Source organism: Prosthecobacter fusiformis, from assembly GCF_004364345.1.
Taxonomy (GTDB): Bacteria; Verrucomicrobiota; Verrucomicrobiia; order Verrucomicrobiales; family Verrucomicrobiaceae; genus Prosthecobacter; species Prosthecobacter fusiformis.
This window is the reverse complement of the sequence record NZ_SOCA01000001.1, coordinates 1,446,838-1,459,055: the sequence shown is the minus strand read 5'-3', so window position 1 is coordinate 1,459,055 and position 12,218 is coordinate 1,446,838. Positions and strand designations below refer to the sequence as shown.

General features: G+C 58.4%; 8 protein-coding genes. 4 read left to right on the top strand and 4 right to left on the bottom strand.

What is annotated here, in order from left to right:
- Nucleotides 1–47: 47 nt before the first annotated feature.
- Nucleotides 48–872, bottom strand: coding sequence for a hypothetical protein (locus EI77_RS05725; RefSeq protein ID WP_133793774.1), 825 nt, complete (start codon nt 870–872; stop codon nt 48–50).
- A 234-nt stretch (nt 873–1,106) separates the two neighbouring features.
- Complete coding sequence (glmS, locus tag EI77_RS05720; protein WP_133793773.1) at nt 1,107–2,960, bottom strand: glutamine--fructose-6-phosphate transaminase (isomerizing); 1,854 nt, start codon at nt 2,958–2,960, stop codon at nt 1,107–1,109.
- A 196-nt stretch (nt 2,961–3,156) separates the two neighbouring features.
- Here glmS and EI77_RS05715 point away from each other — a divergent pair, with 196 nt between their 5' ends.
- Nucleotides 3,157–4,308 (top strand): iron-containing alcohol dehydrogenase, encoded by a 1,152-nt coding sequence (locus EI77_RS05715; protein WP_133793772.1) that lies wholly within the window; start codon nt 3,157–3,159, stop codon nt 4,306–4,308.
- A gap of 139 nt (nt 4,309–4,447) precedes the next feature.
- Nucleotides 4,448–5,713, top strand: coding sequence for a hypothetical protein (locus tag EI77_RS05710; protein WP_133793771.1), 1,266 nt, complete (start codon nt 4,448–4,450; stop codon nt 5,711–5,713).
- Between the two features lie 98 nt (nt 5,714–5,811).
- On the opposite strand, the gene EI77_RS05705 is transcribed toward EI77_RS05710, so the two are convergent.
- Together EI77_RS05705 and EI77_RS05700 are read right to left on the bottom strand one after the other, a co-directional pair.
- The gene (locus EI77_RS05705; RefSeq protein WP_133793770.1) at nt 5,812–6,702 is read right to left on the bottom strand and encodes an alpha/beta hydrolase; all 891 of its coding nucleotides are present in this window, start codon (nt 6,700–6,702) and stop codon (nt 5,812–5,814) included.
- Nucleotides 6,703–6,761: 59 nt separating this feature from the next.
- Complete coding sequence (locus EI77_RS05700) at nt 6,762–9,491, bottom strand: helicase-related protein (protein ID WP_133793769.1); 2,730 nt, start codon at nt 9,489–9,491, stop codon at nt 6,762–6,764.
- Between the two features lie 169 nt (nt 9,492–9,660).
- Between EI77_RS05700 and metG the strand changes: the two genes are divergently transcribed.
- Nucleotides 9,661–11,241 carry a methionine--tRNA ligase gene (gene metG / locus EI77_RS05695; protein WP_133793768.1) on the top strand — a complete coding sequence of 527 codons (1,581 nt, stop codon included), beginning with the start codon at nt 9,661–9,663 and terminating at the stop codon, nt 11,239–11,241.
- 34 nt (nt 11,242–11,275) lie between these two features.
- Complete coding sequence (locus EI77_RS05690; protein WP_133793767.1) at nt 11,276–12,217, top strand: AEC family transporter; 942 nt, start codon at nt 11,276–11,278, stop codon at nt 12,215–12,217.
- The last annotated feature ends 1 nt before the right edge of the window (nt 12,218 follow it).

Genomic DNA, 12,218 nt, shown 5'->3' with positions numbered 1-12,218 from the left:
GCATGGGCTGCAGGTTTCGGAAACCCAAAACGAGCTAGAAACCCGGTCTATTTAAGCGTCAGTTCCGCCATGACGTCACGAAGCTGTTCGTGGGTGCGGGCGACCATGCCCTGGGTGGGGGGACCTGTGTTTTCGTCATTCCAGACTTTTTCCAGTTCTGTGAGGACACTGATGACGGGCTGCACAAGGAGGGAGCGGCGGGTGACCTCGCCCAAGGTGGCGAAGTCCTGGCGGAGTTCTGCCAGTAGGGCGGGGGAGCCGATGCAAAGGGGGCGCTTGTCCACGTCGGGAATTTCGACGACAAGCTTGGAAACGATCTCCAGGGATCGCATCCAGGCACCGATGTCCACCAGCACAGCGAGGTCGTCATCCATCTGCTCGCGGAGCATGCGCATGAGTTCCTGATGACCGTCCACGATTTCTTGGCGGAGATTTTTCCAGTCGTCCATCTCGGCCATTTTGGCCTGGGCCATGAGGCGGGGTTTCATCTTTTCCCCGAGGCCGAGCATGCGGCAATAGGTGACGATGTCCTGGTTATTATTGCGGAATTGCTGGGAGTCCCCGGCTTCCCAAATCAGGAAGGTTTCGCCGATGAGGCTGCCGAGGGTGAAGGCGGCTTTGTTGCGGTCGGCAGTAGGGGAGGGTGGCTGGGGACGGTACATCGTCCGCCAGCGGGCTTTGGTATGCTGGCCAGCCATCTCCAAAAAGTCTGCCGGTGTCTGGTCTTCGGTCCAAAAGATGACCTGGGCCACGAAATCACCCGCACTGGCCGCGATGGAATTGGACGGACTATTCTCCTGACTCCACACGTGAACCGGAGACACGACGGCAAGCGCCGTGCTGAGGTAGAGCACGTTTAGAAGTTTGGACACAGTGAATTTGGTTGGAGTAATTGAGATGCATCAATGGGTCTCTGTGTTCAAACAACGAGACATTTTCCAGCACCTGAATTTCTCCGACAGCTAAGAAGTGTGACAGTTTTCGGCATTTGTCCACATTCACTTCCAGGTGCAAGGGCAGCATAAATGGATGTGCATGAACCTCTTAAACAAAAACGGATAGCCGCGTGTGGCGGCTATCCGTGTGATTTGATCCAAGCTGGCCGCTTATTCTACAGTTACGCTCTTGGCCAAGTTGCGAGGCTTGTCCACATCGCAGCCACGGGCGACCGCGGTGTAGTAGGACAGGAGCTGCAAGGGGATGACGGTGAGTAGGGGACTGAGGTAGGACGGGCAATCGGGGACGTAAATGACGTCTTCCGTAAGCCGCTCCAGTTCAGTGCGGCCTTCGGTGGTGACGCAGATGACCGGGCCTTTGCGTGCGAGGACTTCCTCGATATTGCTGACGTTTTTATCGAAAACGGCATCATCAGGGGCGATGAAGACGGAGGGCATGTCCGGCTTCACCAGGGCGATGACACCATGCTTCAACTCGGCGCTGGGGTGGCCGCTGGCGTAGATGTAGCTGATTTCCTTCATCTTCAGCGCGCCTTCGAGGGCGACTGGGTAGTTAGCCTGACGGCCCATGAACAGCATCCCTTCGGCATTGGCGTGCTTTTCAGCGATGGCCTTGATGCGGTCCGTCTGGGTGAGGATGCTGGCGATCTTGTCAGGGATGGCCTCGAGCTCATCAATCATTTCCATGCCATCGGCGCTGGAGAGGTGATGGATACGGCCGAAGAGCATGCCCAGAAGGGTCATGATCATGACCTGGGAAGTGAAGGTCTTCGTCGCAGCGACGCCGATCTCAGGGCCAGCATGGATATAGCAACCGCCATCGCTTTCACGGGCGATGGTGCTGCCGACGCTGTTGACGATGCCGAGGCACTTAATGCCTTTGCGCCGTGCTTCCCGCATGGCGGCGAGGGTATCGATGGTTTCACCGCTCTGGCTGAGGACGAACTGGAGGGTGTTTTTATCCGCCGGGACGTTGCGGTAGCGGAACTCACTGGCGATTTCCACTTCCGTCGGGATACGGGCCAGGGTCTCGATGACGTATTCGCCGACCATGGCCGCATGGAAGGCGGTGCCGCAGCCGCTGAGGATGATGCGGTCAATGCCACGAAGCTCCTGCGGCGTCATGTTCAGGCCGCCCAGGATGGCCGTGCCGTCATCGCGGGAAAGGCGACCCCGCATGGCATTGCGGATGGAATTCGGCTGCTCAAAGATTTCCTTGAGCATGTAATGGGCATAGTCGCCTTTTTCAGCGTCATCGGCGGTGAATTCAACGCGGCTGACTTTGACCTGGGCGATACCCCCATCCATGGAGGTCACGTCATAACGTTCATCGGTGAGGCTGACGATGTCATGATCGTTAAGGTAAACCACATCGCGGGTGTGGGCGACGATGGCAGATACATCGCTGGCGAGAAAATGTTCACCATCCCCGAGACCGACGACGAGGGGGCTGCCGAGACGTGCGCCGACGATCACACCGGGTACGGTGGCGTGCATGGCGGCGATGCCGTAAGTGCCCTTCACTTTAGCAAGTGCAGCCTGGAGCGCGGTGCGGAGGCGGGTGGCCCCATCTTTTTCATCGCTGGCATCGAAATAGCGACCGACCATGTGAGCCAGGACTTCTGTATCAGTCTGGGATTCGAAGGTATCACCCTGGGCAAGTAACTGATCTCGAAGCGTCTGATAGTTTTCGATCACGCCGTTATGAACGAGGACCAGTTTGCCACTTTGATCCCGGTGAGGATGGGCGTTTTCGTCCGTGGGAGCTCCATGGGTGGCCCAGCGGGTGTGCGAAATGCCCGTTTCGCCCTTGGGCGCGAGTTCCGCAACAGCTAGACGAAGGTTTTCGATCCTTCCCGCCCGCTTGATGATCTGGACTGTGTCACTGCCATTGAGCAGGGCGATACCCGCCGAGTCATAGCCGCGATATTCCAGCCTGCGCAGCCCATCCAGAAGGATCGGGCTGGCCTGCCGCTTGCCGATGTAGCCAACAATTCCGCACATAGTGTTCGTTTACCCGCTGTGCAGCGGGACCTTGAATCTAGCTGCTACAATGCCAGCCCGCCAGTGAAAGGGAGACGCGTGCGGAGAAATCCACTTTCACGTCTCCGGTAAAGACGTTTTGCTGACCTCTAAGGGCTCATGACCGCTGGAGCTATCCAGGCTTGCTCCCGACGGCACCTGCGTGCAGTGGTCCGGCATGACCTTTGAATTTGCCACCGCTACGCGGATCATTTTCGGAGCTGGAACTGCCCAGCAATTACCCGCGCTAGCCCGGCAACTGGGAAAAAAAATCCTGGTGGTGACCGGGAATGATCCATCCCGGCAATATCCTCTTTTAGCCAAAATAGAAGCGGCTGGCCTGGAGGTCACCACTTTTCCGATCGCGACGGAACCTACGGTGGATGACGTCCGCCGGGGGGCATCTGTCGCCCTCCAATGCGGCATGGATGCGGTGATCGGCCTGGGAGGCGGAAGTGCTGTGGATGCAGGGAAGGCGATTGCGGCGATGGCACGGCAACCGAGAGACGTACTGCATTACCTCGAAGTGATCGGGGATGGGTATCCCCTGGATGAAAAATCCCTGCCTTTCATTGCGGTGCCGACGACTGCAGGAACTGGAGCTGAGGTGACACGAAATGCCGTGCTGGTGAGTCCGGACCATGGGATCAAAGCCAGCCTACGTCATGCATCGATGCTGCCGGGCATAGCCTTGATTGATCCTGAGCTGGCTCTTGGCTGCCCTGCTGACATCACTGCGGCGAGCGGGATGGATGCTTTGACCCAATGCTTGGAAGCCTACGTCTCCTGCCGTGCGCAGCCGATGACGGATGCATTGTGTGTGGATGGCATACGTCGGGCTGTGAGATCTCTCGAAAAGGTGGTCAAGGACGGGCAGGATTTGAAGGCCCGAGAGGATCTGGCCCTGGCGGCCATGTTTAGCGGCATGGCATTGGCGAATGCCGGACTAGGGGCGGTACATGCTTTTGCCGCCCCTATTGGAGGAAGCTATAAAGCAGCCCATGGGGCCGTTTGCGCAGCGCTTTTAGCCCCCGTGTGGGAGGTCAATTGGGCCGCCGCTCAACGCAACGGGCACGCCGAGGCTAAAGAGAAATTTGAATCGGCTGCCAGACTGCTAATGAGCGATGAAAAGGCCACTCCGATGGATGCCTGTGAATATCTTGGTGAGCTCACATGCCGGTTACAGATTCCTGGTCTCGGCAGCCACGGAATTGTGGAAAGTGCCTTCGAAGACATCGCCACGAAGGCTGCACGGGCCAGTAGCATGAAAGGAAATCCGGTGCCGCTGAGTCATGAAGAACTTCTGACCATTCTCTGGGAAGCTTTGTGATGATGACTCAAAGGAGGGATAGCTGATGACAAGCAAGGATGTAGAAAGTGAAAACAGTCGCTGCGTAAATAGGTATCCATAATGCGTATTAACCTGCGCTGTCTTCACGCATTACCTTGAACTGCACATTTCGTCAGCCATGCGCCTTCTCATCTTGATCGTCCTTTTGCCGCTGCTTTGTAGCGCTGAGGACGAGTATGAGTTGCCTCCCATCCGCTATTCCGAGACGCAGCCTCATGATCCAGTACAGGATCTGATGAAGAAGCTACAATCAAGTCAGGCTCCGCTCAACCGTACGGATGTGTGGACGGTGATTGAAGATCTCATGCGGCATTTCGAGATTCCACCGGAGTCGCAAGTCCTGGTCTTCTCCAAGACGAGCAAGCAGAATGACCGGATTACTCCCCAGACGCCGCGGGTGATTTATTTTGGTGATGAGACGTATCTTGGATATACCCTGGGCGGCTCCATCGAAGTAGCAGCAGTGGACCCGAAACTGGGTCCGGTTTTTTACCTGATGGAGCCTCATGTGGATCTGGATCAACCGTTGCGTTTTGAGCGGGATCAAAGCTGCCTAAGCTGCCATGGTGGGACTTTTACCCCTGGCGTCCCAGGCGTGCTGGTGCGGTCGGTTTTTCCCAGTATTACCGGCCATCCGATCCTGAGCCAGGGCAGTACGGTGGTGGACAGTACGACGCCTTTCAGTGACCGCTGGGGTGGATGGTATGTCACGGGCACTCATGGAGATGCCGTGCATCGCGGCAATGTCATCGCCACCGAGAAAGCCGACAACACCTGTGAAATGCCTGTGGACCAGGGGGCCAATGTGGTGAGCCTGACGGGATTCTTTGACACCCGCCCGTATCCGCGTGCCAGCAGTGACATCGTGGCCCTGATGGTGCTGGAGCATCAAACGTCCGTCCAGAATGCGCTGACGAAGGCGAACCACAGTGCCCTGCGCGCCCTGCACATGCAGACTTCATTGCAAAAAGAGTTAGGCGAGCCAGTGCAGCATGAGCCTGTGAGCACGGCCCGGCGGATCATTGAACACTGCGTCGAAGACGTGCTGGATGCCCTGCTTTTCAAAGATGAGGCGGCGCTGCCGGAGGGTGGCATTGAGGGTGACGAGGCTTTTCAAACAGCCTTTGGCAAAACGGCCCACCGTAATAGCGAAGGGAGATCGTTGAAGGACTTTCAGCTTTTAAACCGCCTGTTTAAATATCGTTGCAGTTACATGATCCACAGCCGCACTTTTGACCAGATGCAACCTGCGCTGAGGCAGGCGGTGCTGGCGCGGCTGGATGCGGTTTTGGCGGGAACGGAGAACAGCGGGAGATACGATTATCTGGGGGAATCGGAGAGGCGGCAGATCCGGGGGATACTGGACGAGACGCTGACGCGATGAGCGGGTGAAAGTACTCCGGAGCTTTAGCTCGGAATAACTTCGTGGGTTAACCCAACATCGGATGGCCGCTCGAGATAATGACGAGTTAAAGCTCTGGACTACTTTTCCTGAGCAGCCAGGGTCTTTTCCACAAAGTGGATGACGTGCGGCCAACATTCCTTGCCGCAGCGGGAATGGTCGGCACCTTCGATTACGACATGCTCATGCTGGGTATGGCCGACGAGTTTCAGCATAGAAACAAAATAGAGGTTCTCTTCCGCGCGCATCAGCATGTCCGTGCCCCAGCCGCCGGTGATGCAGTAGGTAGGAGGTGCTTCTTTGCGCACATGATAGAGAGGGCCAAAACGGTCGATGGTCGGGCGGAAGCGGCTTGGTTCAATGCCTTGTTCCAGCCGCACGGTCTGATGGGTGATCATCTGGCCGGTGACTGGGATGAGAGCGGCGATGCTGTCCGCATCAATCTCGTGTTTGGCTAGGTAGCTTTTGTCCAGGCCGATCATGGCAGTGAGGTAACCGCCAGCGGAGATGCCGGTAACGAAGATTTTCTTGGGATCGCCGCCGTGTTTGCCGATGTTTTTGAAGGTCCACGCTAGGGCGGCAGCGGCGTCTTCAATGTAAACCGGATGCTGCACTTTTGGATGCAGGCGATAGCCGACACCCACCACACCCCAGCCGCGTTCTTTCAGTTCCTTGGGGATGGAGCGCTTGCCGTTCCTGAGTCCACCGCCGTGGTAATAGACCACGGTGGGATAGTCCTTCACGCCCACGGGATGATAAAAATCAACTAGGCACTGGGTCTTGGCGTAATCCGAACCCGCGATGACTTCCTCCGACTGATAAGGGATGCCCTCGTCCAGTTGGTATTCGATCTTCGGTGCGGCTACCACAACGGCTGCCGGTGCTGGCGTTTCAGCACGGACGACCACTGCCAGGAATGAACCTGCCAAGGCAAGCCCGGCAGATAAAAAGGAGAGACGTGAGATTTTCATCGAAGTCCATCCATCCTTGCGGGCTTTGTGTCCTTGGCAACCAGTGTCACCGAACAGGGTTACGTACTTTGGAGAACCAACCTCAACGCATCCAGCCTTAAGCGCGCGGAGCCGATGGCTTCCTCCAGGGCGACCATCTGGGCTTTGGCGGCTTCGATTTCTTCCGGGCGGACGTGGTCGTTGATCTGGCGCAGGTCTTCCAGGCGGTCGATCTCCGCTTGGAGCTGGGTTTTCATCGTGGTAGTGGCCTCGGTCACCAGCGTCTGCATTTCGGCTTCGGCCAGCTTGCGGGACTTGCTGAGCATCGCGGGAAAGATTTTCCGTTTGATGCCGGCGTTTTCAAGGATGCGGGCGGGGCTGCCTTTTTCGATCTTGGCCTGCGCATAGCCAGCGTCTTCACGACGGTCCTTGTTGGCGTGATCCACGATCATGCGGATCGGCGTGGCGGAAAGGAAACGATCCACGTGGAGAGAAGCGGGGGCGATGCACTCGACCACAAAGTAGGTTTCGAGAACCAGGCCTTCAGCACCGGAACTGCGCCATAGGCCAAAGCTGCTATTGCCGGTTTCCGCGCCTAACAAAAGATCTAACGCGCCACGGACCAGGGGATGGTCCGGCGTGAGGAAGGCCATGTTTTCACGGGACAGCGCGCGCGTGCGGTCAAAGCTGGCCAGCAGGCCTTCATCAGGCAGGGCAGGGAACTTGTCCGTGGTGAGGTGGGCCGGCATCAGCACATAACTGCGGTTCCCATGCTCCTCCACATGCAGGCCAAAGTGGTCCACAAGGCGGATGAAAAACTCTTCAAAACTGACATCGGCATCCTGTGCCCGGATGGCTTCGATGACGGTCTCGGCCTGCTCCGGTTTGCAGGAATTTAATTCCAAAAGACGGTCATGACCGCGTTCCAGTTTAGCCGTGACCAGCTTGCGCTGTTCCTGGGATTTTTTGATGAAGGCCTTCAGCGTCGCTGCCTTCATGGACTTCATCAGCGGGGCCAGTTCTTCCTTCAGGGCCTGGACGATTTCCGTCGCGCCGTGGAGGTTCTTTTCAAAGGCCTGCAGGCCCTCGTGATACCAGCGGGCCAGAACTTCCTCACCGCTGGCCTTGATGTAAGGGACGTGGATGTGAATGGTGCTGGTTTGGCCGATGCGGTCGAGACGGCCGATGCGCTGCTCCAGCAGCTCGGGGTCTTCGGGTAGATCAAAAAGCACCAGATGATGGGCGAACTGGAAGTTGCGGCCCTCGCTGCCAATCTCGGAACAGAGGAGGATGCGGGCGCCCTCTTCTTCGGCAAAGTAGGCGGCTTGGCGGTCGCGCTGCATCAGGGTCAGGCCTTCGTGAAAGAGGGCCGAGTTGAGGTTGATCTCGTGCAGCAGCAGTTCGTTGATCTGCTCGGTCAACTTTTTCGTGCGGCAGATGAGCAGGACTTTTTCTTCGCCCAGCTCTTTCAGCAGCTTGGCCAGCCATTTGACCTTGGCCTCCAGGGGCTCTTCGCCACCGGCCAGGGGCACCAGCTTGGCGGAGCGTTCCGGGAAACCGGTGAGGGCGGCGCGGGTGTTGCGGAACATGACGCGGCCCGTGCCGAATTCATCGAGCAGGGAGGAGATGAGCTTTTCGCGCTCGCCTTCGCCACCGGATTTCATGGCGGCCAGGCGCTCCTTGAGATGCGGTGATTTTTTGATGAACAGCTTTTCATCCGCAGCCGTGAGGTTCTTGCCGGAAGCAAGACGGTCCATGGCCTTGGCCACTTCTTCATAATGGCCGGACTCGGCAAGGAACTGCTCCAGATCCGCATAGCGGTTGGGGTCCAGTAGACGAAGACGGGCGAAGTGGCCTTCCGGTCCGAGCTGCTGCGGCGTGGCGGTCAGGAGGAGCAGGCCGGGGATCTTTGCGGCCAGATTTTCCACCAGGCTGTAAGAGGGGCTGACGACTTCAGGGCTCCATTCCAAGTGGTGGGCTTCATCCACGACGAGCAGGTCCCAGCCCGCCTCGGCGGCCTGCTGGGCACGGTTGGGTGAATCGGCCAGGAAAGTGGTGCTGCAAAGGATGAGCTGGTTTTCCAGGAAGGGGTTGATGCCTTCTTCCTCGGTCTCCAGAACGTCGCAGCGGTCTTCGTCGTAAATGGAGAAGGTGAGGTGGAAGCGGCGGTAAAGCTCCACAAACCACTGATGCACCAAGGCCTCAGGGACCAGGATCAGCACGCGCTCGGCACGGCCGGTCAGGTGCAGGCGGTGCAGGATGAGGCTGGCCTCGATGGTTTTGCCCAGGCCCACTTCATCTGCGAGCAGGACGCGAGGCACAAGACGCCCGGCCACCTCGCTGGCGATGTACATCTGGTGAGGCAGCAGGTCCACGCGGCCGCCGCTAAAGCCGCGCACCGGGGACTGGCGCATTTCTGCACGGCGCTTCAGCGCCTCCACCCGGACATCGAAGGCCAGGAGTTCGTCAATCTGACCGGCCATGAGGCGGTCTTCCGGCTTGCTGAAGCTGATGGTATCGGACAGCTCCGCTTCACTCACTTCGCGGTCGGCACCGATGTAATAAAGCATGCCTTTGCGGTCCTCCACGGACTCGACTTCCAGAGATTTGCCATCATGGGTCTTGATGGTATCGCCCGCCATGAAGTGCACGCGACGGAGGGGGGCGGTTTTGGTGGCGAACTGGCGATGTTCGCCTGCGGCAGGGAAATAAATTTCCACGCGGCCAAACTCCGCTTTCATGACCACACCGAGGCCGAGTTCAGGTTCACTGTCGCTTACCCAGCGTTGTCCAGGGAGAGGTTGTTCCATTGTCAGATAGAAAAAAGGGGGCCGCGATGGTAGGGGCTGTGCGGCGGAGTGCAAGGGAGTTTACGTTTTCACGTGATGCGCGTGTCACGGGAAGATCGGAACTGGTGGTGACACCTGCTTGCCCTCGGGCGCGTCAGGGCGTATCACTGCGGTTCTCTTTTTCCTGACCGTGAAGCCTTACTACATCACCACCGCCATTGATTATACCAACGCGCCGCCCCACATCGGCCATGCCTATGAAAAGGTGCTGGCGGATGTGATGGCGCGTTTTCAGCGGCTGAATGGCCGGGAGGTGTATTTCCTCACGGGGGTGGACCAGCATGGGCAAAAGGTGCAAAAAAGCGCGGACAAGGCCGGCCAGTCCCCCCAGGAATTTGTGGACGGCGTGACCGCGCATTTTGTCTCCCTCTGGGAGAAACTGAATGTGCGTTACGACGGCTGGGCTGCTACGACAGATCCCGTGCACAAGCGCGTGGTCCAGACCATGCTGCAAAAGCTGCACGATTGCGGGCAACTCTACAAACAGGGTTACAAAGGATTTTACAGCGTGCGGCAGGAGCAGTTCCTGACGGACAAGGAGCGTGGTCCTGACGGCAACTTTGGTGAGGAATGGGGCGAGGTCGTGGAACTGGAGGAGGAGAACTGGTACTTCCGCCTCAGCGATCATGTGGAGTGGCTGAAGGGCTACATCCGCAGCCACCCGGATTTCATTTATCCGGCCCACCGTGCCAACGACGTGCTCAACGCCCTGGAAGGCACGCCGCAGGACCTGTGCATTAGCCGCCCGATCGAGCGCCTGAGCTGGGGCATCCCGCTGCCGTTTGATGAGCGTTTTGTGAACTACGTGTGGTTCGATGCGCTGACGAATTACATCAGCTTTGCCGGTTATCTGGCCGATGAGTCCGGCAACGGCGATGTCGGCCTGCCAGATTTTAGCAAGCTGTGGCCCTCAGAAGCCCACGTCATCGGCAAGGACATCCTGGTGCCCGCCCATGCGGTTTACTGGCCGATCATGCTGCACGCCCTCGGTTTCAGCGATGAGCAAATCCCCCGTCTCATTGTCCACGGCTGGTGGAATGTGAAGGGTGCGAAGATGAGCAAGAGCCTGGGCAACGTGATTGATCCCAATGTGCTCGCAGCCACCTTCACTCCGGACGGCCTGCGCTATTATTTGACCCGCGACATCGCCACCGGTTATGACAGCGACTTCAGCGATGAGCGCATCATCATGTCCTATAACAAGGAGCTCGCGGGCGGCCTGGGCAACCTGCTGAACCGTAGCATCAACATGGCGCAGAAGTATCGTGCAAGTGTGCTGACTCCTGGAACGTATGACGACGCTGAGAATGCGGCCCTGCGCCAGACGGTGACGGATGCGCTGCCTGCGTATCTGGAAAACATGAGCTCCTGGGCCATCCATGACGGCATCGCTGCCGCGTGGAAAATCGTCTCCGCTGCGAATGCGTACGTGGACAGCACCAAGCCTTTCTCGCTGGCCAAAGACCCGGCTCAGGCGGCGCGCCTGGACAGCGTGCTCTATCATCTGGCGGAAGCCTGGGTGCATGTGAGCGTGCTGCTGAATCCGATCATGCCGACGGCGATGGCCACAGCGCGGGCGCAGATCGGCTGGGAGATGCCGGAAGGGTTCCAGTTCAGCGATCTGAAGTGGGGCATGCTCAAGGAAGGCCACCAGCTCGGTGCTCCGGTGCCGCTTTTCCCAAGGCTGGAGATCACGGAGACTGCCGACTAACCTTTTTTGAGGCAGCTCCCTGCTGCACCCTCCCATGCTCGATTTTGCCACCATCCTCACCGTCGTGCTGCCGGTGTACCTGACCCTGGCCACCGGGGCTGCGGTGAGGAAGCTGGGCATCCTGCCACGGGAGGCGGATGCGGGCATGATGCGGCTGGCGGTGACCGTGCTGACACCCTGCCTGATTCTGGAGCGGGTGGTGGGCAATGAAGCCGTGATGAGCCCGGTACCTGTGCTCATCGCCGCCAGCCTGGGGTATGTGCTGGTGGCGGTTGGCATCGCCGTTTCATACTTTGCTGCGCCGCTGATCGGGCTGCAGAGGCATGAAGGCCGGCGGACTTTTGCCGTCGCTTGTGGCATGCAGAATTACGGTTTCGTGGCCATCCCGATTGTCACGGCGTTGTTTCCTGAAAAGGGCACGCTGGGGGTCATGTTCACCTTTACGTTAGGCGTGGAGCTGGCCTGCTGGACGGCGGGTGTGGGTTTGCTGACGGGACTGGATAAGGCCCCCTGGAAACTGGCGCTGAATCCGCCGGTCATCACCATCCTGGCTTCTTTGGTTCTCAATTTTACCGGCCTGCATGCTTACGTCCCGGAGGTCGTTCATCTGACCTTGGCGATGATGGGAGCCTGCGCGGTGCCCCTGGCGGTGATGATCATCGGGGCCTCCATTGCGGACATTTGGGGGCAGGAGAGGATGCGCTGGTCCATTGCGGTGCTCGCACCTGTGCTGAGGCAGTTTGTCATCCCGCTGGCCTTTCTGGCGGCGGCTTTTTACCTGCCTTTGGAGAGGGAGCTGAAACGCATCCTCATTGTTCAGGGAGCCATGCCAAGTGCGGTTTTCACCATCATGATCGCCCGTCATTATGGCGGCCATGCACCCACTGCGGTGCAGTGTGTGCTGGCCACCACGATCGTCAGCCTTGTGACCGCTCCGGCCCTCATTGCCTGGGCTTTGAAGGTCGTCGGAGTTTAAA

What these genes read in the sequence shown, in the direction of transcription:
- glmS (WP_133793773.1), bottom strand. Translation starts at nt 2,960, where the DNA reads ATGTGCGGAATTGTTGGCTACATCGGCAAGCGGCAGGCCAGCCCGATC.
- EI77_RS05715 (WP_133793772.1), top strand. Translation starts at nt 3,157, where the DNA reads ATGACCTTTGAATTTGCCACCGCTACGCGGATCATTTTCGGAGCTGGA.
- EI77_RS05710 (WP_133793771.1), top strand. Translation starts at nt 4,448, where the DNA reads ATGCGCCTTCTCATCTTGATCGTCCTTTTGCCGCTGCTTTGTAGCGCT.
- EI77_RS05705 (WP_133793770.1), bottom strand. Translation starts at nt 6,702, where the DNA reads ATGAAAATCTCACGTCTCTCCTTTTTATCTGCCGGGCTTGCCTTGGCA.
- EI77_RS05700 (WP_133793769.1), bottom strand. Translation starts at nt 9,491, where the DNA reads ATGGAACAACCTCTCCCTGGACAACGCTGGGTAAGCGACAGTGAACCT.
- EI77_RS05690 (WP_133793767.1), top strand. Translation starts at nt 11,276, where the DNA reads ATGCTCGATTTTGCCACCATCCTCACCGTCGTGCTGCCGGTGTACCTG.